22 protein-coding genes are annotated in these 21,645 nt (G+C 67.1%); 8 read left to right on the top strand and 14 right to left on the bottom strand.

The genetic code is table 11. The features are described 5' to 3' along the window. Nucleotides 1–37: 37 nt before the first annotated feature. Nucleotides 38–829 carry a DUF2182 domain-containing protein gene (locus ACVK00_RS11325; RefSeq protein ID WP_284889450.1) on the bottom strand — a complete coding sequence of 264 codons (792 nt, stop codon included), beginning with the start codon at nt 827–829 and terminating at the stop codon, nt 38–40. Further along, the gene (locus ACVK00_RS11320; protein ID WP_228907718.1) at nt 826–1,470 is read right to left on the bottom strand and encodes a DUF1326 domain-containing protein; all 645 of its coding nucleotides are present in this window, start codon (nt 1,468–1,470) and stop codon (nt 826–828) included. Before ACVK00_RS11320 ends, ACVK00_RS11325 begins: the two co-directional genes overlap by 4 nt. Before the next feature lie 285 nt (nt 1,471–1,755). On the opposite strand from ACVK00_RS11320, the gene ACVK00_RS11315 reads away from it, so the two are divergent. Further along, the gene (locus ACVK00_RS11315) at nt 1,756–2,919 is read left to right on the top strand and encodes an MFS transporter (protein ID WP_284889448.1); all 1,164 of its coding nucleotides are present in this window, start codon (nt 1,756–1,758) and stop codon (nt 2,917–2,919) included. A gap of 26 nt (nt 2,920–2,945) precedes the next feature. Here the strand turns inward: ACVK00_RS11315 and ACVK00_RS11310 are convergent, their stop codons facing one another. Then, on the bottom strand, nt 2,946–3,194 hold the full coding sequence (locus tag ACVK00_RS11310) for a hypothetical protein (RefSeq protein ID WP_228907720.1): 249 nt from the start codon (nt 3,192–3,194) through the stop codon (nt 2,946–2,948). A 137-nt stretch (nt 3,195–3,331) separates the two neighbouring features. Between ACVK00_RS11310 and ACVK00_RS11305 the strand changes: the two genes are divergently transcribed. Then, nucleotides 3,332–3,754, top strand: a complete 423-nt coding sequence (locus ACVK00_RS11305; RefSeq protein ID WP_284889446.1) for a hypothetical protein — start codon at nt 3,332–3,334, stop codon at nt 3,752–3,754. Nucleotides 3,755–3,764: 10 nt separating this feature from the next. On the opposite strand, the gene ACVK00_RS11300 is transcribed toward ACVK00_RS11305, so the two are convergent. The 5 genes from ACVK00_RS11300 to ACVK00_RS11280 form a co-directional block, all read right to left on the bottom strand. Next, entirely contained in the window at nt 3,765–4,295 is a 531-nt protein-coding gene (locus ACVK00_RS11300; protein WP_284889445.1) for an acyltransferase, read from the bottom strand. 3 nt (nt 4,296–4,298) lie between these two features. Further along, the gene (locus ACVK00_RS11295; protein ID WP_284889443.1) at nt 4,299–5,270 is read right to left on the bottom strand and encodes an electron transfer flavoprotein subunit alpha/FixB family protein; all 972 of its coding nucleotides are present in this window, start codon (nt 5,268–5,270) and stop codon (nt 4,299–4,301) included. A gap of 16 nt (nt 5,271–5,286) precedes the next feature. After that, a complete protein-coding gene (locus tag ACVK00_RS11290) occupies nt 5,287–6,036 on the bottom strand; it encodes an electron transfer flavoprotein subunit beta/FixA family protein (RefSeq protein WP_354123066.1) in 750 nt (249 codons plus the stop codon). 38 nt (nt 6,037–6,074) lie between these two features. After that, the gene (locus ACVK00_RS11285; RefSeq protein ID WP_284889439.1) at nt 6,075–6,863 is read right to left on the bottom strand and encodes an SDR family NAD(P)-dependent oxidoreductase; all 789 of its coding nucleotides are present in this window, start codon (nt 6,861–6,863) and stop codon (nt 6,075–6,077) included. A gap of 62 nt (nt 6,864–6,925) precedes the next feature. Continuing rightward, complete coding sequence (locus ACVK00_RS11280; protein ID WP_284889437.1) at nt 6,926–7,762, bottom strand: alpha/beta fold hydrolase; 837 nt, start codon at nt 7,760–7,762, stop codon at nt 6,926–6,928. A gap of 138 nt (nt 7,763–7,900) precedes the next feature. On the opposite strand from ACVK00_RS11280, the gene ACVK00_RS11275 reads away from it, so the two are divergent. The 6 genes from ACVK00_RS11275 (at nt 7,901) to dmpG (ending at nt 14,669) form a co-directional block, all read left to right on the top strand. After that, nucleotides 7,901–8,680 carry an SDR family oxidoreductase gene (locus ACVK00_RS11275; RefSeq protein ID WP_354123065.1) on the top strand — a complete coding sequence of 260 codons (780 nt, stop codon included), beginning with the start codon at nt 7,901–7,903 and terminating at the stop codon, nt 8,678–8,680. Nucleotides 8,681–8,830: 150 nt separating this feature from the next. Beyond that, nucleotides 8,831–10,396, top strand: coding sequence for a DUF1302 domain-containing protein (locus tag ACVK00_RS11270; RefSeq protein ID WP_284889434.1), 1,566 nt, complete (start codon nt 8,831–8,833; stop codon nt 10,394–10,396). 41 nt (nt 10,397–10,437) lie between these two features. Beyond that, on the top strand, nt 10,438–11,820 hold the full coding sequence (locus tag ACVK00_RS11265) for a DUF1329 domain-containing protein (RefSeq protein ID WP_284889432.1): 1,383 nt from the start codon (nt 10,438–10,440) through the stop codon (nt 11,818–11,820). A gap of 105 nt (nt 11,821–11,925) precedes the next feature. After that, nucleotides 11,926–12,708 carry a 2-oxopent-4-enoate hydratase gene (dmpE, locus tag ACVK00_RS11260; protein ID WP_284889430.1) on the top strand — a complete coding sequence of 261 codons (783 nt, stop codon included), beginning with the start codon at nt 11,926–11,928 and terminating at the stop codon, nt 12,706–12,708. A 13-nt stretch (nt 12,709–12,721) separates the two neighbouring features. Beyond that, the gene (locus ACVK00_RS11255; RefSeq protein WP_096499534.1) at nt 12,722–13,621 is read left to right on the top strand and encodes an acetaldehyde dehydrogenase (acetylating); all 900 of its coding nucleotides are present in this window, start codon (nt 12,722–12,724) and stop codon (nt 13,619–13,621) included. A 16-nt stretch (nt 13,622–13,637) separates the two neighbouring features. Continuing rightward, nucleotides 13,638–14,669 carry a 4-hydroxy-2-oxovalerate aldolase gene (gene dmpG / locus ACVK00_RS11250; protein WP_284889427.1) on the top strand — a complete coding sequence of 344 codons (1,032 nt, stop codon included), beginning with the start codon at nt 13,638–13,640 and terminating at the stop codon, nt 14,667–14,669. A gap of 233 nt (nt 14,670–14,902) precedes the next feature. Here the strand turns inward: dmpG and ACVK00_RS11245 are convergent, their stop codons facing one another. The 6 genes from ACVK00_RS11245 to ACVK00_RS11220 form a co-directional block, all read right to left on the bottom strand. After that, nucleotides 14,903–15,151, bottom strand: coding sequence for a hypothetical protein (locus ACVK00_RS11245; RefSeq protein ID WP_284889425.1), 249 nt, complete (start codon nt 15,149–15,151; stop codon nt 14,903–14,905). Then, the gene (locus tag ACVK00_RS11240) at nt 15,148–16,398 is read right to left on the bottom strand and encodes an alkaline phosphatase family protein (RefSeq protein ID WP_228907734.1); all 1,251 of its coding nucleotides are present in this window, start codon (nt 16,396–16,398) and stop codon (nt 15,148–15,150) included. Before ACVK00_RS11240 ends, ACVK00_RS11245 begins: the two co-directional genes overlap by 4 nt. 404 nt (nt 16,399–16,802) lie before the next feature. Further along, nucleotides 16,803–17,066, bottom strand: coding sequence for a translation initiation factor IF-1 (gene infA, locus ACVK00_RS11235; RefSeq protein ID WP_006751842.1), 264 nt, complete (start codon nt 17,064–17,066; stop codon nt 16,803–16,805). Between the two features lie 461 nt (nt 17,067–17,527). Beyond that, complete coding sequence (locus ACVK00_RS11230; protein WP_006751843.1) at nt 17,528–17,731, bottom strand: cold-shock protein; 204 nt, start codon at nt 17,729–17,731, stop codon at nt 17,528–17,530. Between the two features lie 283 nt (nt 17,732–18,014). After that, nucleotides 18,015–19,094, bottom strand: a complete 1,080-nt coding sequence (locus ACVK00_RS11225) for a Rieske 2Fe-2S domain-containing protein (RefSeq protein WP_284889422.1) — start codon at nt 19,092–19,094, stop codon at nt 18,015–18,017. Between the two features lie 70 nt (nt 19,095–19,164). Next, nucleotides 19,165–21,636: an efflux RND transporter permease subunit gene (locus ACVK00_RS11220; protein WP_284889420.1), complete on the bottom strand. Its 2,472-nt coding sequence runs from the start codon at nt 21,634–21,636 to the stop codon at nt 19,165–19,167. Between the last annotated feature and the right edge of the window lie 9 nt (nt 21,637–21,645).

The following is a 21,645-nucleotide window of genomic DNA, read 5'->3' as shown; positions in this document are numbered from 1 at the left end:
GATTCTCCCGGTTGCGGCGAATGACGAATGCGCCCCGCTACACCAGTAACGTCGCGACCGCCCACGCAATCAGCACGACGCCCAGCACACGGCCGATGCGCTCACCACCGGGCAGCACCTTTTCGACCAGCACGAACAGCGACAACGCGACGATCCATACGACGTTCATCACGCCGCCGACGAACAGCAGCGCCATCAGCAGCCAGCAACAGCCCACGCAATACGCACCGTGGCGCACGCCAAGCAGGAAGCTGCCTGTGATTCCCGGCCGCCAGTACGTCGTGAGGAACCGGACCGGCGACCGGCATTGCCGCAAGCAAGCCTGCTTCAGCGGCGAAAACTGGTAGATGCCGGCCAGCGCGAGGACGATCGCGGAGAGCCCGGCGCTCTTCGACCACAGCATCATCCCGGAGATCAGGCCGGCAGGCTGCAGCAGCATCTGCAGCACGGCCGCGACGACCGAGAACGCGAACCACGATGCCAGATAGCCGGCCAGCAGGAACGTCGATGTGAATGCCGATCCGGCGCCCGCCGGATCGTGATGCCGCAGCACGCGCCGGTACAGCAGCACGAGCGGTGCCGCGCCGGGCGTCATCATCGCGATCATCATCACCCACCACATCAGGATCACGGTCGCCAGCGACGGGTCCATCGCGCCCATGTCGTCGGCCAGCCGATGCGGGAACAGTGCGAGCGCCGTCATGTCCAGCGCCGACATGCCGGTGCCGGCTCCCGTCCACAGGTAGGCCCAGCACGCGCCGACGAGCGCGGTCAAGCCGAGCAGCGTGACGACGCGCTCGCGCCCGAGAACATCGTCGACGGGGATCATGCGGTGACGCGATGCCGGATCAGCCCGTGATTGTTCAGATGCAGCCGTGCGAACTGCGCGTAGCTGCCCTCGAGATTCAGCTCGATGTTGCCGCGCGACCGGCCGGTACCCGAACCGATCTCGGCCAGCTCGTATTCGAAGCCGTGCGGCAGGTCGATCCGTGCGCGATGTTCGGCGCCCGTCACCGGATTGCGGATCGGTTCGCCGACGATGTCGAACACGCCCTCGACGCTGATCCGGCCACGCCGCGCATCGACATCGACGTCGAACTCGATCTTCGCGAAGATCGGATCGAACGCCTGCTCGAGCGTCGACGCGAACACGGAGAACATCGTCGCGAATGGATCGGTATCCTGACCGGTCATGATCTTCAGCACGGCCTCGCATTGCGCGGGGCTCGCGCGCGCGTCGACGATCGGCTGACAGCGGCCGTGGCCTTCGTGAATCGCTCCCGGCCACTGGAACACGACCGCGATCCGCACGCCATCGAGCACCACGTCGCCGTAGTGACCGCTGTCGATCGAAATCGCACCCATCGCTTCGCAATTGCCATGCGTCGGCAGCGAATTGAACTGGCAGGGGCAACCGTATGAGCAATTGCAGTTAATCAGCTCGGTTCCCTGAATCTCCCACGGCGTCATGGCTTCACCTCGCGCGGTCGGCGATACGTAACGTTTCGAATCTAGTGCACCCCACGGGGGAAAGCAAAGTACGCACGGGGCGCGTCGATCGTCGCTGAAACAGCGTCCGCGCGGCGTGCAATGGCACGTGCAATAACGACGTGCAATCGATCGCATTCGCGCCATGTCGGACAAAAGCCAACGACCCTGTTGCATCGCAACGAATGCGGGCATTCCGCATCGGTCCTGGTCCATACTGTCTCGCAATCGACCACTCCCCGACCGTCGTCGCCCCGGTTGGCTGTCATGCGCGCGCATAGTGCATTGCTCTTTCTCGTCGGCACCCTGCTTACCGCAGGCGGCTACGGCGCCACGTTCCTGCTGTCGATGCGTTTTCACATGATCGGCGGCAGCGATCTCGATACCGGCGCGGCCCTGGCTGCCGCGACGGTCGGCACCTTCGCCGGCCTGTCGGTGGTCGGCTGGTTCTCGCGGCAGATCGGCGCCGCGCGGATCGCCGCGTTGTCATCGCTGTGCATCGGCGCCGGCATCGTCGGCTTCGCACTCGTCGGGCGCGCGCCGTTCGCCGACTTGCTGTCCGGCTTCCTGGTCGGCTTCGGCTGGGGCGCGTTTCACCTGGCCGCGCCGATGTCGCTCGCCGAGCGGACCAGCGGCGCCGCGCGAAACGTATGGTTCTTCCGGTCGGCGACCTTCCAGATGACGGGGATCGGCGCGTCCCCGGCATGTGCCGCGTATGCGATGCGGCTGCTCCACTGGTCGATCGACGACACGCTTTACGCTGTCGGCGCATTGTGCGCGCTCGCGTCGCTGATGCTGGAGGCGTTCGGCCGCCTGTGTCCGCGCCCGCCCGCCGCCGCGTCCGGCGGCCGCTGGGTGCGCAACCTTGGCGCCATCTCGCGCACGCGCGCGGCCGTGCCGATCGCGATGATCGCGCTCGGCACCTGCGTGTTCTCGGGCCTGATGACGTTCCAGATGTCGTTCATGCAAGGCACGCAAGCGCGCCCAGGCACATTCTTCAGCCTTTACACGGTGACGGTGGTGACCGCGCGCTGGCTGCTCGGTAAATGGGTGCGAATGGCGCGCCCCGAAATCGCGACCAAGGGGTTGCTCGTGACGATGTTGCTCGGCGCGCTCGCGATGTTCGGCGCGTCCGCGCACGCGTCGTTCCAGTCGGTCGCGGCGGTGCTGCTCGGCGCCGGCTACGGCCTCGTGTATCCGGTCATCCAGGCGCAGGCACTCAACGATTGCCCTGCAACACAACAGCACGGCGTGCTCACGTGGTTCGTCGCGTCGTATTTCATCGGCACGTTCGGCTTTCCGTCGGTGGGCGGCTGGGTGATGGTGCACGCCGGCAAGGGTGCGTTGCTGATGCTCATCGCGAGCTGCGGTCTCGCGGCGCTGTCGCTCGCGTTCCTGCACGACCGGCCGGCGCCGGCGCGTACGCGCTGAGCGGCGGCGGCGCGATGCCGGGGCGGCTAACCAGATTTCTTCGGCGCACGTGCGATGGAGAACCACGCCATCGCCGCGCCCGCAACCCACGCGCAGGTCACCAGCAGGTCGAAGTCCATCATTGCCTCGAAATTCGCGCTGTTCTCGAAGCTGCAATGCCGGCCGTGGAGGAATTCGATGCAACCGCTGACGACCCACTGGACGTGCATGAATACGTGATAGACGGCGAAGGCCGAAGCGATGACGGCGACGCGCAGGGGTATAGTCGTTTTCATTCGGCGCCGGAGGCGGTAGGCTGATCTGACGCCGATCTTAAGACAACGACGCCGCATCAGGCAATCGATCCCGCACGGACGTCATGAGCGGCATGCGCGACAGCGAATCGCCATCCGCATAAACCCCGAGAAAACCCATGTCCGAACCTCACACGATCGCGCTGATCGTCGATCCCGAATACGGGGAACGGATCCGTGCGGTCGCCGCCGGCGTTCGGCACGCGTGGGTCGTGACGAGCGACATGAACGATGCGGCCGTCGAGCAGATCTGGCGCGAATCGCGCAAGGCGCACACCTCGCGCACGTCCGACGACGAAGGCCGGGTCACGAAGTTCGATCGCCACGGCGACGACCGAGGCAGCTGGTGCGAGCGGATACTCGACGCGATCGACGATCACCACGGCAGCCACGCGCACGATCACGGATACGCGGCGCTCGACATGCATGGCGTCGTGCTTTCGGCGCAACTTCGGGCGGCGCTCGTCGCCCGCGGGTTTGCGGTATTCACGCCGACGAACGACGGTTTTCTCGCCGGCAAACATCCGCCGCCTGAACGATGACGCGCGCCGCTTACGCGTCGTCGATCTGCCTGAGCGTCCTCAGGCAATCCACCGCGAGCTGCTGATAGACCCGCGTGCCGTTCGCCTTCGCCGCGATCTCCGCGTCGCTCAGCCGCCGCACCACGCGCCCCGGCATGCCCGCGAGCAGCACACCGCGCGGCACCTCGTAGCCGGCCTTCACGAACGCGCACGCGGCGACGATCGTCGTCGCGCCGATCGTCGCGCCGTCCATCACGACCGCGTTCATCCCGATCATCGTGTCCGGTTCCAGCGTCGCGCCGTGCACGATCGCGCCGTGGCCGATGTGGCTGTTCATGCCGAGCCGGCACGTCTCGCCGATACCGACGTGCAGCACGCAACCGTCCTGCACGTTGCTGCCGTCGTCGACGACGATCGCGCCGAAATCGCCGCGCAGGCTCGCATGCGGGCCGATGTAGCAGCCCGCGCCGATCGTCACGTCGCCGATCACGACCGCGCTCGGATGAACGTACGCGGAGGGATCGACGCGCGGGCGCGTGCCGTTGAATTCGAACAGCGGCATCGCTCAGAGCACCGCGGCCGCTTCGGGCACGAGCGTGAACAGGTCGCCGACGAGGCCGTAATCGGCCACGCTGAAGATCGGTGCTTCGGGATCCTTGTTGATCGCGACGATCACCTTCGAATCCTTCATGCCGGCCAGATGCTGGATCGCACCCGAGATGCCCACCGCGATGTACAGCTGCGGTGCGACGATCTTGCCGGTCTGGCCGACCTGATAGTCGTTCGGCACGTAGCCGGCGTCGACTGCGGCGCGCGATGCGCCCAGTGCCGCGTTCAGCTTGTCCGCTAGCGGCTCCAGCACCTTCGTGTAGTTCTCGCCGCTACCCAGACCGCGGCCGCCCGATACGATGATGTTCGCACTGGTGAGCTCCGGACGGTCCAGCTTCGTCACTTCGCGGCTGATGAGCCGAGATACGCCTGCGTCTGCCGCCGCTTCGATCCTGTCGATCGATGCACTGCCACCTTCCGCCGCAACCGGATCGAAACCCGTCGCACGCACCGTGATGACCTTGACCGGATCGCCCGACTGCACCGTCGCGATCGCGTTGCCTGCGTAGATCGGGCGCTCGAACGTGTCGGCCGAAACAACCGCCGTGATGTCGGAGATTTGTGCGACGTCCAGCTTCGCGGCGATGCGCGGCGCGATGTTCTTGCCGTACGCCGTGGCCGGCGCGAGGATGTGCGAGTAGTTCGCTGCAATGGTCAGTACCGTCGCTTCGACGTTCTCAGCGAGACCGTCCGCGAGCGACAGCGCGTCGGCCAGCAGCACCTTCGAAACACCCACGATCTTCGCGGCCGCGTCGGCTGCGCCTGCCGCGTTGTGGCCCGCGACCAGCACGTGAATGTCACCGCCGACGAATTTGCCAACCTCGGCCGCCGCCGCCACCGTGTTCAGCGTCGCGGCCTTGATCGACGCGTTGCCCCCCAAGGGGGCTTCCTTCGGGGCGTCGTGTTCTGCAATCACCAGAATCGTCATGTCCGTCCGCTCCCTGTCACAGCACCTTGGCTTCGGTCTTCAGCTTCTCGACCAGCGTCTTCACGTCCGGCACCTTCACGCCGGCCGCGCGCTTCGGCGGCTGATTCACCCTGAGCACCTTCAGGCGTGGCGTCACGTCCACGCCGAGCGCATCGGGCTTGACGGTTTCCAGCGGCTTCTTCTTCGCCTTCATGATGTTCGGCAACGTCACGTAGCGCGGCTCGTTCAGGCGCAGTTCGGTCGTCACCACCGCTGGCAGTTGAAGCGACAGCGTTTCCGCGCCGCCGTCGACTTCCCGCGCAACCGTGACACGACCATCGGCGATCGTCACCTTCGACGCGAACGTCGCCTGCGGCAAACCCGCCAGCGCGGCCAGCATCTGGCCCGTCTGGTTCGAATCGTCGTCGATCGCCTGCTTGCCGAGGATCACCAGCTGCGGCTGCTCCTTGTCGACCAGCGCCTTCAGGATCTTCGCGACGGCCAGCGGCTCGACGCTGTCGTTCGACTCGACCAGGATTGCTCGATCCGCGCCGATCGCGAGCGCCGTGCGCAGCGTTTCCTGCGCTTGCGCGACACCGACCGACACGGCCACCACCTCCGTCACCACGCCGGACTCCTTCAGCCGCACGGCCTCTTCCACTGCAATCTCGTCGAACGGGTTCATCGACATCTTCACGTTCGCGATGTCGACGCCGGTGCGGTCGGACTTCACGCCGACCTTCACGTTCGCGTCGACCACGCGCTTCACTGCCACGAGCGCTTTCAACTGCCTGTCTCCTGTTTCGTTTCGACCGCCGCGACGCGTCAGCGCGCGGTGTACCCGCCGTCGATCACCAGCTCCGCCCCCGTCACGTAGCGCCCGGCCGGCGACACGAGATACAGGATGCCGGCCGCGATATCGCGCGGACTGCCGATCTTCGCCATCGGCACATGCGTCTGCATGTATTCGAACGCGCGGTCCGGATCCTGGCCCATCTGGCGGAACGCGTCCTCGAGCATCGGCGTGCGGATATAGCCGGGATGCACCGAGTTCGCGCGGATGTTCTTCGTCGCGTACAGCATCGCGTCGACCTTCGCCATCATCCGCACCGCCGCCTTCGACGCGTGATACGCGGGCACGTCGGGGCCGCCGACGATCCCGTACATCGACGACAGGTTCACGATCGAGCCGCCGCCGGCCGCTTCGATGTGTGGAATCGCGGCGCGCGTGCACAGGAACACGCCGTTGACGTTCACGTCCTGCACGCGCTGCCACTGCGCGAGCGTGAGTTCGTGCGTCGGCACGTTGTGCCCTTCGATGCCCGCGTTGTTCACGAGTACGTCGAGGCGCCCGAAGCGCGCGACGATCTCGTCGAACACGCGCGCCACGTCGGCCTCGTGCGTCACGTCCAGCGACCAGAACGCGGCCTGGCCGCCCTGCGCGCGAATCTCCTCGACGAGCGCCTCCGCCGGTTGCGACAGCACGTCGAGGATCGCGACGCTCGCGCCGGCCGCGGCCAGCGTGCGGGCCGTCTCCGCGCCGATGCCGCGCGCGCCGCCGGTGATGGCGGCCACCTTGCCGCGCAGGTCGAACAGGTCTTCGATGAGTTTCATTGCGTCTCCGGGTGATCAAGCGGACCGACTTCGAACAGGCCGGCCGTCATTGGCATCGTGGGTTATCGCGCATCCGGCGCGGCGAGGAAATCGAGGCATTCCCGATTGAAATAGGCCGCGTGTTCCACCATGACCCAGTGGCCGCAGCGGTTCAGCAGCACGAAGCGCGCATCGCGGCAGCGTTCGAGGAACGTCAGCGCGCCGCCGACAGGATTGAAGCGATCGTCCGTGCCCCAGAAGCCGAGCACCGGGCAGCGCAGGTCGCCGAGCGCGCCCGTCAGGTTCGGCACGCTCATCGTCGACAGCACTTCGGTCGGCTGCTCGACGCATACCTTCATCCGCTCGGCGACAAGCGCGTCGGTGACGATCGCCGGATCGTGCACCAGCAGCGTCAGCAGCTCGCGCATGGTGTCGTCATTCATCTGGCGATTGGTGAACAGCTTCACCATCCGCTGGATGCCTTCCATCCGGAAATAGGTGTCGCGATCCTCGACGCCGCCCGGCGCCATCATGATCAGCCCGTCGACTTCGTCGGGGTAATCGAGCGCGTATTTCAGCGCGATCGCGCCGCCGAGCGAGTTGCCGAGCAGCACGGCCGGCCCGAGGCCGAGCGCGGACAGCTGCGCGTGCAGCGCGCCGACGAAGAAATCGAGCGTATAGGCGACGTCCGACGGCTTCGACGACTGCCCGTAGCCCGGCAGGTCGACGACGATCGCGCGATGGCCGGCGGCCGCGAACGCGGGATAGTTGTGCTTGAAATTGCTGAAACCGCTGGCGCCCGGGCCGCTGCCGTGGATGAACACCACCGGGCGGCCCTCGCCCGCCTCGAAATGATGCAGGCGCAGGCCGCCCGGAACGTCGGTGAAGATGCCGGCCGGCGGCGTCATGGGGGTCGTCATCGCGGGTTGTCTCCTTCGTCGGTCGATGGATGCCTGCCACGATGATTGCGCCGCCGGCGCCGGCCGGCATCATCCTTTCAGACTACGAAGCCGCGCGCGCTTGTTCCTATCATCGGGCCACCGAAACGGAGGCAGACGATGAACGGATTCGACTACAGCGGCAAGACGGTGCTCGTGACGGGCGGCACCAAGGGCATCGGGCGGCGCATCGCCGAGCGGTTTCTCGCGGCGGGTGCGCGCGTGTTCGTCTGCGGGCGCAGCGTGCCCGACACGCTGCCTTCTGCCGGCGGCCGCACGGCCGGTTTCATCACGGCCGATCTGCGCGACATCGAGCAGGTCGACGCGCTGCTCGCGACGGTCCGCGATGCGGCCGGCGGCCTCGACATCCTCGTCAACAACGCGGGCGGTTCGCCGTTCGTGCTCGCGGCCGACGCGTCGCCGCGCTTCACCGAATCGATCGTGCGGCTGAACCTGATCGCGCCGCTGCAGCTCGCGCAGCGCGCCAACGCGATCATGCAACCGCAGCCGCACGGCGGCGTGATGCTGTTCATCGCGAGCGTCAGCGCGTCGCGGCCGTCGCCCGGCACGGCCGCTTACGGCGCCGCGAAGGCGGGCCTCGTCAATGCGGTCACGTCGCTCGCGGTCGAGTGGGCGCCGCGCGTGCGCGTGTGCGCGATCAGCCCGAGCCTCGTGCAGACCGAATCGGCGACCGAAGGCCACTACGGCGACGACGCCGCGCTCGATGCGATCCGCGCGACGATACCGGCCGGACGGCTCGCGACGCTCGACGATGTCGCGTCGGCGTGCCTGTTCCTCGCGTCGCCCGACGCGTCGTACACGTCGGGCGCGAACCTGCGGCTCGACGGCGGCGGCGAACGGCCCGCGTTCCTGTCGGCAGCACGGGCCGACCCGCGATAACGCCCGCGGCGCACGTGGCCTCGCGCGATCGTTGCCAGTCCTAGGGAAGTCATCTAGTTCATTTCGACGATTCCCTGCTACCGCGATCTCCCTACTCTGCCTCTCACGACAACCACAGTCGACCGTCGTCGATACCCCAGAGGAGACACCATGCATCAACGGATTTCGCGCCGTACCGACAAGCGGGCCGCCGCCACGCTGTCGACGCTGGCCGTCGCGCTGCTGTCGTGCGCCGTTCCCGACGCGCACGCCGGCAGCACGATCGAGCTTGGCGCCGACACGACGCTGGACTACACGTTCACGCTCAGCTACGGGCTCGGCATGCGCACGCGTGCGCCGAGCGGCAATCTGCTGACGCCCGCGAACATCAACGGCGACGACGGCGACCGCAACTTCGCGAAGAACAAGCTGATCGAGAACCAGGTCAGCCTGCTCGGCGAAGTGAACCTGAAGCACGACGACTGGGGCGTGTTCGTCCGCGCGAACACGTTCTACGACCAGGCCTATCACCGCCCGAACTACAACGATGCGCCGGGCACCGTGAATCAGTCGGGCCAGTACAACAACTTCACGAGCGATGCGCGCTACTGGTCGGGCGGTCACACGACGCTGCTCGCCGCGTATGCATACAACACGTTCCATCTCGGCTCGACGAGCCTGAACGTGAAGGTCGGCGACCAGGTGGTCGCGTGGGGCGAAAGCCTGTTCTTCCCGAACATCGCCGGCTCACAGGGGCCAGCCGATGCGACCAAGTCGTACATGGCCGGCGCCGAGGTGAAGGACATCCTGCTGCCAGTGCCGCAGATCTCGACGCAGTGGCAGATCACGCCGAACTTCAGCCTGCTCGGCTACTACCAGTTCTCGTACCAGCAGAACCGGCTGACCGCGCCCGGCACCTACTGGAGCTACTCCGACGTCACGGGCCCCGGCGCGCAGTACATCATCGGCCCGGGCGGGATGATCATTCCGCGCGGCCCCGACGACAAGCCGAGCGCGCGTAACCAGTGGGGTATCGGCGCGCGCTTTCGCGTGCTGGGCGACACCGAGCTCGGCCTGTACCACCTGCACTACAACGACATGAACCCGAGCGTCGTCACGACCTACTTCCCGACGCTCCAGTACCAGCAAAAGTATTTCAGCAACATCAAGCTGACCGGCGCGAGCTTCTCGACGCAGATCGGCCCGGTCAACGTCGCCGGCGAAGTGTCGTACCGCCAGGGCGCGGCCGTGCTCGTCAACACGCCGACCGGCCCGCAGTCGACGCGCGCGAACGTGCTGCAGACCAACCTGTCGGGCATCTACTCGATCGGGCCGAGCTTCCTCGCGAACTCGCAGTCGCTGATCGGCGAACTCACGTACGTGCATGCGGGCAGCATCTCCGAGCTCGACGGCTCGACGACGCTGGCGAACTCGCGCAACGCGCTCGCGATGGAGATCGCGTGGACGCTCAGCTACAAGAACGTGTTCAACGGCTGGGACCTCGACGTGCCGCTGACCTACACGCACGACCTGACCGGCACGTCGCCGCTCGCCGGCGCGCTCGGCTCGCTGACGGGCCAGGGCGATCACCGCGTGACGGCAGGCGTGACGTTCACGCGCCTGAGCAACCTGCAGCTGTCGCTCGTCTACGCCAAGTTCCTCGGTTCGCCCAACCCGGTCACGCGCCCGCTGTCGGATCGCGACTACGTGCTGGCCACGGCGACCTACCACTTCTGAGCGGCTCGGCCGCTCGTCACTCAGCAAGAAGAGGATTTGTCATGAAACGAACTCGTCTCCCCCTCCTGCGCGCGTCGGTGATGGCCGCGTGCGCGCTCGTCGCGACGGCGTCGTTCGCGAAGGTCACGCCGGACGACCTGAAGGCGCTCGACGGCCCGCTGACGCCGATGGGCGCGGTACGCGCCGCGAGCAAGGACAGCGGCGTGCCCGAGTGGTCGGGCAAGTGGCTCGGCACGCCGCCCGACGTGCAGTACAAGCGCGGCAGCCGCTACCCCGATCCGTTCGCGAACGAGAAACCGGTCGCGACGATCACCGCGGAAAACATGGCGCAGTACGCCGAGCACCTGACCGAAGGCCAGAAGGCGATGTTCAAGCGCTACCCGGCCACCTTCAAGATCAACGTCTATCCGAGCCATCGCGACTTCCGCTACGCGGATTCCGTCTACAAGGACATCCGCGCGTATGCGCCCGATTCGACGATGACGCAGGACGCGAACGGCCTCACGAACGCGCCGCCGACCGTGCCCTACCCGATCCCGAAGACGGCCGCCGAGCTGCTGTGGAACCAGCGCTTCTCGTCGGCGATCGGCGCCGAGCAGGCGACCTACGACCAGGCCGTCGTGTACTCCGACGGCAACCTCGCGTGGGGCAAGGTGCGCTACGACATCTACTCGCCGCGCAATTCCGGCAAGTTCGACGTGAAGAGCGACCTGAACAACCGCACGTACTACCGCAACGCGACGGAGCTGCCGCTGTCCGACCGCGGCTCGCTGATCGTCGGCTTCACGAACTGGGACAAGGCCGGCGCGGACAACTCGTCGCGCACGTGGATGTACAACCCCGGCACGCGGCGCGTGCGCCAGGCGCCCGAGTACGGCTACGACCAGCCGCAGGGCCCCGGCGGCTTCCGCACCGTCGACGACGACCGCCTGTACAACGGCCCCGGCGACCGCTACGACTGGAAGATCGTCGGCAAGCGCGAGATCTACGTGCCGTACGACAACTACAAGGCGATGGACAGCTCGGTCAAGTATGCGGACCTGCTGACCAAGGGCCACGAGAATCCGTCGTACATCCGCTACGAGCTGCATCGCGTATGGGTGCTGCAGGCGACGCTGAAGAGCAACTACCGTCACCAGTATGCGAAGCGCGTGCTGTACATCGACGAGGATTCGTGGATGACGCTGCTCGCCGACAACTACGACGCGCGCGGCCAGCTGTGGCGCACCAACGTCGCGACGACGCTGTACGCGTATGACGCGAAGGTGTTCTACCCGGGCGTGGTGTTCTACCACGACCTGATCTCCGGCGCGTACATGGCCGACCGCCTGACGAACGAAGGCCCGATGCCGAAGCTCGACAACAGCCCGCAGTTCAACGAGGCGTATTTCTCGCCGGACGCGATCCGCAGTTCGGGTAACTAAGCAACTGGCGCGGCACGCCCGCGACCCACGCGCCGGAGCCACGCTCCGGCGCACGACGCCGCCCGCGACGGCGGCCTTTTCCATTCGAGATTCGAGGGCCCTTTCATGTCTTCCCGCCTGCATACGACGCTCGGTGACGAGTTGTACGCCGCGTGGCACGCACGTGCGCCGGTCGCACCGCTGTCGAGCCGCCCGCGCCGCCTGTCGCTCGACGACGCCTACCGCATCCAGCAACGCTTCATCGAACGTCGCGTCGAGCGCGGCGAATCGGTGGTCGGCAAGAAGATCGGCGTGACGAGCCAGGCCGTGCAGGACATGCTGAACGTGCGCCAGCCCGATTTCGGCATCCTGCTGTCCGGCATGCACTACGCGGCCGGCGAGGCGATCGCCGCCGAATCGCTGATCGCGCCGCGCGCCGAAGGCGAGATCGCGTTCATCCTGGCGCGCGACCTGCGCGGCCCCGGCATCGACCGCACCGACGTGATCGCCGCGACGGCCGCCGTCGCCCCCTGCTTCGAGATCGTCGATTCGCGCATCCGCGACTGGGCGATCCGCATCGAGGACACCGTCGCCGACAACGCGTCGTGCGGCGTGTACGTGCTCGGCGACGCGCGCGTCGATCCGCGCACGCTCGATCTCGCCGCCTGCGAGATGACGATCGAGAAGAACGGCGAGCCCGTCGCGCAAGGCCGCGGCGATGCGGCGCTCGGCCATCCCGCCGACGCGGTCGCATGGCTCGCGAACACGCTCGCCGAGTACGACGTGCCGCTGCTCGCCGGCGAGATCGTGCTGTCCGGCTCGCTCGCGAAACTGATTCCGGTCACGGCCGGCGACGCGCTGTCGATGCACATTGCCGGCATCGGCGGTTGCGACGTCCGCTTTATCTAAACGAGGACTCCTGATGAAGAAAATCAAATGCGCACTGATCGGGCCGGGCAACATCGGCACCGACCTGCTGGTCAAGCTGCGCCGCTCGCCGGTGCTCGAACCCGTGTGGATGGTCGGTGTCGATCCGGCGTCCGACGGCCTCGCGCGGGCCCGCGAATTCGGGCTGAAGACCACCGACCGCGGCGTCGACGGCCTGCTGCCGCACGTCGCCGACGACGAGATCCGCATCGCGTTCGACGCCACGTCGGCCTACGTGCACCGCGACAACTCCGACAAGCTCACCGCGCTCGGCGTGAAGATGATCGACCTGACGCCCGCCGCGATCGGGCCGTACTGCGTGCCGCCGGTGAATCTCGACGCGCACCTCGGCAGCGCGCAGATGAACGTGAACATGGTGACGTGCGGCGGCCAGGCGACGATCCCGATGGTGTATGCGGTGTCGCGCGTGCAGCCGGTCGCGTACGGCGAGATCGTCGCGACCGTGTCGTCGCGCTCGGTCGGCCCCGGCACGCGCAAGAACATCGACGAATTCACGCGCACGACGTCCGGCGCGATCGAGCAGGTCGGCGGTGCGCGCAAGGGCAAGGCCATCATCGTGATCAACCCGGCCGAGCCGCCGCTGATCATGCGCGACACGATCCACTGCCTGACCGACGGCCCGCCCGACGTCGACGCGATCACGGCGTCGGTGCATGCGATGGTCAAGGAGGTGCAGCGCTACGTGCCCGGCTACACGCTGAAGAACGGGCCGGTGTTCGACGGCAATCGCGTGTCGGTATTCATGGAAGTCGAGGGGCTCGGCGATTACCTGCCGAAGTATGCGGGCAACCTCGACATCATGACCGCCGCCGCGGCCGCCACGGCCGAGCGTTTCGCCGAACAGATGCTGGCCGCGACGGCCGCCACCGCTTGAGTCGAGGAGTCACACGATGTCACTTGCAGGCAAGAAGATCACCGTCCACGACATGTCGTTGCGCGACGGGATGCACCCGAAACGTCACCAGATCACGCTCGACCAGATGCGCAACATCGCGCGCGGGCTCGACGCGGCCGGCGTGCCGCTGATCGAGGTCACGCACGGCGACGGGCTCGGCGGCGCATCGGTCAACTACGGCTTTCCCGCGCACACCGACGAGGCGTACCTGAGCGCCGTGATTCCGGAGCTGAAGCAGGCGAAGGTCTCGGCGCTGCTGCTGCCCGGCATCGGCACCGTCGAGCACCTGCGCATGGCGCACGCGCTCGGCGTTGGCACGATCCGCGTCGCGACGCACTGCACCGAAGCCGACGTGTCGGAACAGCATATCGGCCTCGCGCGCACGCTCGGGCTCGATACCGTAGGTTTCCTGATGATGGCGCACATGTCGTCGCCCGAGCAGCTCGTCGTGCAGGCGAAGCTGATGGAGTCGTACGGCGCGAACTGCATCTACATCACCGATTCGGCCGGCCACATGCTTCCCGACGACGTGACCGCGCGAATCAGCCAGGTGCGCGCCGCGCTGAAGCCGGAGACGGAACTCGGCTTCCACGGCCACCACAATCTCGCGATGGGCGTCGCGAATTCGGTCGCGGCGGTCGCCGCCGGCGCGAACCGGATCGACGCGGCCGCGGCCGGCCTCGGCGCGGGCGCGGGCAACACGCCGATGGAAGTGTTCGTCGCGGTGTGCGACCGGATGGGGATCGAGACCGACGTCGACGTATTTGCGATCTCGGACGTTGCCGAGGATCTCGTCGTGCCGATCATGGACGCGCCGATCCGCCTCGACCGCGATGCGCTGACGCTCGGCTACGCGGGCGTCTACTCGTCGTTCCTGCTGTTCGCGAAGCGCGCGGAGGCGAAGTACGGGATTCCGGCGCGCGACATTCTCGTCGAACTGGGCCGGCAACGGCTCGTCGGCGGCCAGGAGGACATGATCGAGGATGCGGCGCTGACGATGGTTCGGGCGCGGGCGGTGGCGGCTTGATCGGCGTAGCTTGCATGACCTGAGTAACCGACGCTATCGGGCGGCGTCGTCCGATGCGTCGGCGATCATGCGGAACGGAGCGCGATCGCCAGGAGCGAGCAACCTCGCGCGGCGACGCCAAGGTGGCAAGCACGGTGGTTCAGTTGACCGGCGCGGCCGTGTCGGCCCTCAGCGTGCGGCCGGCGGCATGACGCGTCACCTTGCCGCTACGCCCGCACGGCAGCGCCCTCCGCTCAGCGATGCTTCCCGCCGTGCTTGCGCGCCCGATGCTCGGCGCGCTTCTGCAACAGCACCGGCATCAGTTCTTCGATATATTGCCGCGCCTGTCCACGCGTGACGATCTTGCTGAAACGCTGATGCGCATCCGCGTGGCCGACCAGCGCCGCGTGCGCTTTCTTCAGGATGTGCAGATACGCGAGCAGGCTCGTGCCGTCATGCACGGGCAGCGCATCGCGCGGGTCGGGTTGCGGGGTCGTGCTCATGATGTACCGATCCTTTGCGGGCAGTCGGTGCGGCACGTCGCCGTCACGAGCGCCAGCAGGTCGTGGGCGACGCGGTCGCGGCCGGTCAGCGGCGCCAGGCCGAACAGGCGCCCGAGCGTCGCGACCACCGATGCATGATCGTAGCGAGTGTGGTCCACCTGTCCGGCCGCGACCCACGGCGAAATCACGATCGCCGGCACGCGCACGCCGTACACGTCGAAGCCGAAGCCGTTCGCGTTCAGCGTCGCGGGCGCGCCGTCGTTTGGCGGCGGTGCGGCGCCCGGGCGGACCGAATCGTAGAAGCCGCCGTGCTCGTCATAGACGATCACGAACAGGCTGCTGTTCCACACCGGCGAATTGCGGATCGCGTTGTACACGCGTGCGGCGAGCTGGTCGCCGCCGGCGAGCCCGTCCATCGGATGCTGCGAGCTGCCGTTCCGGTAGGTGCCGTGCACGATGTCGCCGTAGCTGGGTTCGATAAACGTGTAGCGTGCCGTGTAGCCGGCCGCGAGATCGGCTTCGAAATGCGCGAGATCGTCGACGTCGAAGAAGCTGATGCCCTTCAGCGATGCAACCTGCGGCACATGGCCAAGCGGATCACCCGTCTGGTCCTGATAGATGCGCCAGTTGTCGTCGCCGAGCGCGCCGAAGATCGAACCGTTCGGATAGGGAAAACCGTCGAACGCGTCCCACCCGCCCATCTCTTCCCGGGTCGGCGAATGATCGAGCCCGGCCGACGACGCGCCGTGCAGGAAGAAACGGTTCGGCCAGGTCGGCCCCGGCATCGACGCATGCCACGCGTCGCACAGCACGAACGCGTTCGCGAGTGCGTACAGCGCCGGCGCGTGCGTCCGCACGTCGGCGCCCTGCATGATCTTGCCCACGTCGGCCGGCTGCGGTGGCGTGCCTTCGGCATGCGACGTCGCGTAGTTCGACACGAACCCCGAATTGTCGACTGCCGGATACGGCTGCCCTTTCACGAACGGCACGCCGGCACCGCAGAGCTGCTCGAGCACGTCGGTGAACTCGTGGCACGGATCGGTCGGCATCCGGTCGGGCGCGCCGCCGCCGAACGGATAGACCGCGCCGCCGTATGCATTGCTGTTACCCGGCGACGCGGCGACGATATCGGCGATGCCCGACAGCGCGAACAGGTGATCGAACGAGCGGTTCTCGAGCATCAGCACGAACACGTGACGGATGCGATCCTGAACCGATGGGGATGCGGGGGCTGCGTCTGCATTCATGGCGCCTCCTGGCGTCGCGCGACGATAGTCCTGCCTGCACGGTCTTGGGCGCGCTGAATGCGACTGAAGGGATTGAAAGCCACGCGCGCGGGCCGTGAACTGCCGACGAGTGTACGACCGCGCCGGCTTGCGCGTAAAGCCGCCCGCGGACCGCGACGACGTGCGAGCGCGACCGTGAGCGCCGCATTTCGCGACGCTCATCGATGAGTTCCTGCGGGACACGGCCGCTCGAGCGTTGCACACGCAGCGCGACCGGAAAAGAGGACCTTGGCCGCCGCGGCACTGCACCGCCGCCGGCGACCGACGAACGGCGCTGATCACGCCGTCCATCCGGTGTGCCCGGCCGCATGAGATGGCCGGACGGGTTTCGATCGGAGCAGCGTTGCGCGCCCGACCGCTACTGCTTAGCGACGCGGTTGCCCGCTGCGCGGCGGACGCGTCGAGTTCGCGTCCTTGTGACGGAAGTTGATGCGCCCCTTCGTCAGGTCGTACATCGACAGTTCCAGCGTCACACGATCACCCGCGAGAATGCGGATGTGGTTCTTGCGCATGCGGCCCGACGCGTACGCGCCAACCACAACGCCGTTTTCCAGCGTGACACGGTATTTGCTGTCCGGCAGCACTTCGTCGACGATTCCGTCCAGTTCCAACAGTTCTTCTTTTGCCAAACCAATTCCTCCAGAGAAGGTGAATGACCGCGGCCACGGCGAGCTCACCGGCGCCGTGGCCCGCAACGGGACGGCCGCCGGCAGGATGCCGGGTTTCAATTCGTTCAGACGGGCGACGGGCCCATCTTGCAATCGGAGCCCGGCGCATTGCGGCGGTCGGGCGGTCAGTGGCGGCGGTGCGATCAGCACCGCGCAAAGTCGGGACCGCGCCACGTGCGGCATGGCGACGGCCTACGGGTTGCAGCATGGGCCGCTGGCGACGCGGCGAGCGCTTCGCGAGGGCGTTGAATCGCATGTCGTACAGACCTGCGATGAATGAGGGAAGCACACGACCGATGCATCGTGTCTACCGCGATGCATCGGTCGTGTGCGTCGGAACGCGCAGGACACCGGCTTGGGCCGGCATCCGCGCGAGCTCCGTCCGGCAGCGGCCGCCATTCGGCGGCCGGTGCCGACACGGCTTACTGCGGCGTGATGTTCGACGCTTGCAGGCCCTTCGGGCCACGCTTCACTTCATAGCTGACTTTCTGACCTTCGGCCAGGGTCTTGAAGCCCGTGCCGCGAATTTCAGAGAAATGGGCGAACAGATCGTCGCCGCCGTTGTCCGGGGAGATGAAACCAAAGCCCTTGGTTTCGTTGAACCACTTGACGGTACCGGTATCCACAAATACTTCCTTAATACGATTGAGAACAGCGCCCACAACGGGCACAGAAAGAATCAAAGAGGGAGAGACCAACGACTGCCGCACAATGTGCTGTGCGGCCAATGATGAGCAATCGAACTTCTTGAAGACTTCGGTCTCGGACACTACGCGGTACTGGCCGATCCGTCAAGCCCTTTTCGATGCGACGCAGGCGCGCGGTAGCGTGTCCGCCTTGCCTGGCGGGCCTCGGCGGCAATCGGGAGGGGGTAACGCGACCCTCCCCTTTTTTTGCCGCGCGACGCCGTTACCGCGGTTCGAACACGTGATGCAGCGCCGGCGGCGTCCCGCCGTCGCGGATCGTCATCTCGAACGCCTTGCGCGCGACGCTCGACGGCCGCACGTCGGCCGCGTCCAGGTAGAACTGCGAATACCAGTCGCGCATCTGGTACAGCGGCCCGTCGCCTTCGCACAGCAGCGGGTTGTCGATGCGCGTCTTGCTGTGCCAGATGTCGACGTCCTCGTAGAACGCGCGCTGCGCTTCCTTCACGTACGCGTTCGCGATCTCCATGTTCTGCTCGTCGCTGAGCCCGGCCACCTTCTTCACGATCACGCCGTAGCGCAGCTCGAAGCTGTTCATGTCGATCGGCACGTGGCAGTTCAGCAGCACCGAATGGATCGGCTGCCCGTTGCTCTGCCCCGTCATCTGCGTGATGTGCACGGCCGGCCCGAAATACGTCGACAGCGCGGTCAGGCTGTCGCCGCCAAGCTTCTCGCTGCGCCCGACCATCAGCTGCGTCGCCTTGTGATCCTCGAACAGGTTCGCGAAATAGTCGATCGGCGCGTGGTGCACGGTCGCGAAGTGCGCAACATCCGAGATGTTGTCGACCAGTTCGCGGCAATTGGCCTGGATGACCATCTTGTCGACGACCCAGTCCGACCATTCGTCGGAAAAGCACACGTCGAGGCGCGGAATCGCGACTTCCGGCGGCGGCGCGTTGCCTTCCGGGTCGTTCCACACGAACAGCAGGTTGTTCTCCTCGCAGACCGGCCACGCGCCGATGCGCGCCTTCGGCGGGATCCGCTTGCAGTACGGGATCGACGCGCACTGCCCTTCGCCGCTCCACGCCCAGCCGTGGAACGGGCAGACGAGGTTGTCGCCATCGACCGTGCCGAGGCTCAGGTCGGCGCCCATGTGCGGGCAGTAGGCGTCGACGACGTTGATCTTGCCTGTCGAGTCGGCGAACGCGGCGAGCTTGCGGCCGAAGATGTTCAGCGTGTGCGGCTTGCCGTCCTTGTAGTCGCGGGCGAGCCCGAGGCAGTGCCAGCCGCGCGCATAGCGCTGCGCGAGCGGCTGGGCTTCGATCTTGTAGGGGCGTGCGGACATGTGGGTTGACTCCTCTGTGGGGAACGCGCGGCGGCCCGCCGCGCACCGGGGTTGGGTGGAGGTTGGTCGCTCAGCGCACCGGATTGCCGGATTCGAGCGCGCGCGTCGGCTTGAGCGCGGCGGTCGGCGCGGCCTGCGGCGACGCCGGCTGCGGCTCGCGCGACACGCGGCGCTCGGCGCGCTCGACGCCGAGCCATGCGGCCAGCGCGGGCAGCAGGAATACGGCGCCGAACAGGTTCACGAGGAACATGAACGCGAGCAGCACGCCCATGTCGACCTGGAACTTCAGCGCGGAGAACGCCCACGTGCCGACGCCGATGAACATCGTGACGGCCGTGAACAGCGCCGCGGTGCCGCGCTGACGCATCGCATCGGCGAACGCGTCGGGCAACGTCGCACCGTGGCGGATGTCGTGCTGCAGGCGCTCGTACAGGTAGATCCCGTAGTCGACGCCGACCCCGACGCCGAGCGTGATCACCGGCAGCGTCGCGACCTTCAGCCCGATGCCGAGCCGCGCCATCACCGCGTTGCACAGGATCGACACCAGCGTGAGCGGCACGACGATGCACAGCACCGCGCGCCACGAGCGGAACGTGACCGCGCAGAGCAGCGCGATCGCGCCGAAGATCGACAGCAGCATCGCGATCTCCGCGTCGCCGACCGCCTCGTTGGTCGCGGCCATCACGCCGACGTTGCCGCCCGCGAGCCGGAACGCGACGTTCGGCGTCGGGTTGTCGGCCGCGTAGCGCTTGATCTCGTCGACGATGTGCGCGATGGTCGTGCCTTCGTGGTTCTTCGTGTAGATCAGCACCTGGATCGCCTTGCAGTTCGCCGTGTTCATCCCGTTGTCGGGATCGAACGCGTTGGAACCCTGCGTGAGCCCGTCGCTGGAGCGCGGCAGCGCGGCCCAGCGCGGGTTGCCTTCGTTGAACGCGGCGATGAACACCTTCCCCTGCGACGCGACGCTCGTCACCGACTGCACGCCGGCCACGCCGCGCATGTTCATCTCGAACCGTTCGATCGCGCTCATCACGGGGTAATGCAGGCACGCGTCGTCGAAGCCGGTCGTCTCGACGATCACCGACAGCACGTCGACGCCGATGTTGTACTGGTGCGTGATCGCCGCGTTGTCGACGTTGTAGCGCGAGTTCGCGCGCAGCTCCGGCGCGCCGGTGCCGATATCGCCGATCTCCAGCTTGCGCGATTCGAGCGCGCCGTACGCGAGCAGCGCGAGCGCCACGGCGAACACGCCGAGCGCCGGCGCCGGGCGCGCGAACAGCGCGAAGCGCGACCACAGCGGGCTGCCGCCGGCCGCCGCCGTGCGCTGCGCACGGGCCAGCGTGCCGCGTTCGAGGCGCGTGTACGACAGCAGGATCGGCAGGAACACCTTGTTGGTGACGATCATCAGCAGCACGCCGAGGCACGCGGTGATGCCGAGCTCGCGCACGATGTCGATCCTGATCCGCATGATCACCATGAAGCCGAGCGCGTTGGTCAGCAGCGCGACCGTGCCCGGCACGAACAGCTTGCGGAACGCGTCGCGCGCGGCCTCGGCCGACGACGCGCCGCGCACCAGCGCCTGCTTCCACGCATTGGTCATCTGCACCGCGTGCGACACGCCGATCGAGAAGATCAGGAACGGCACGAGGATCGACATCGGGTCGATGCCGAGCCCGAGCACCGGCAGCGCGCCGAGCAGCCAGACGACCGGCAGCAGCGCGACGATCAGCGCGAGCACGGTCGTCTTCAGCGAGCGCGTATAGGCGAACAGCAGCGCGGCCGTCACGAGGAACGCCAGCGCGAAGAACGCCATCACGCCGGCGATTCCCGCCTCGACGTCGCCCACCAGCTTCGCGAAGCCGATGATGTTCACGTCGATGCCCTGCTTCGCATACCGCGCGCGGATCTCCTCGAGCTGACGCGCGACCGCGCTGTAGTCGAGCCGCTTGCCGGTGGCCGGATCGGTCTCGCGCAGCTCCGCGCGGATCAGCGCCGACTTCAGGTCGTTGCCGACGAGCCGGCCGATCTGCCCGGAGCGCGCGACGTTGCGGCGCACCTTCGCGAGATCGTCCGGGTTCGCGCTCGAGAACTGGCCGGGCACGACCACGTCGCCGCGAAAGCCGGCTTCGGTCACCTCGGTGTAGTGGACGTTCGGCGTGAACAGCGAGAACACGCGCGAGCGGTTCACGCCGGGGATGAAGAACACGTCGTCGGTCGCGTGGCGCAGCGCGTCCATGAACGCCTGGTTGTAAATGTCGCCGTCGCCCTTCCAGCGCAGGCTGACCAGGATCGTGTTCGCGCCGGGGAACGCGCCCGCGTAGCGCTCGAACACCTGCATGTACGGATGCTGCATCGGGATCATCTTGTTGAAGCCCGGATCGAGCTTCAGGCGCGTCGCGGACAGGCCGAGCGCGAGTGTCGCCGCGACGCACAGCAGCATCAGCAGCCGGCGCCGCCGGATGATCGTGTCGGCGCAGCGCTCGACGAACGCGGCAAGGCGCGACGCGGGAACGGCTTCAGTGGGACGTGACAGGTCGTTCATGGATTTCTC

Source organism: Burkholderia sp. PvR073, assembly GCF_054055695.1.
Note: the sequence above shows the minus strand (reverse complement) of the source record. Positions and strands in the feature narration are given on the sequence as shown.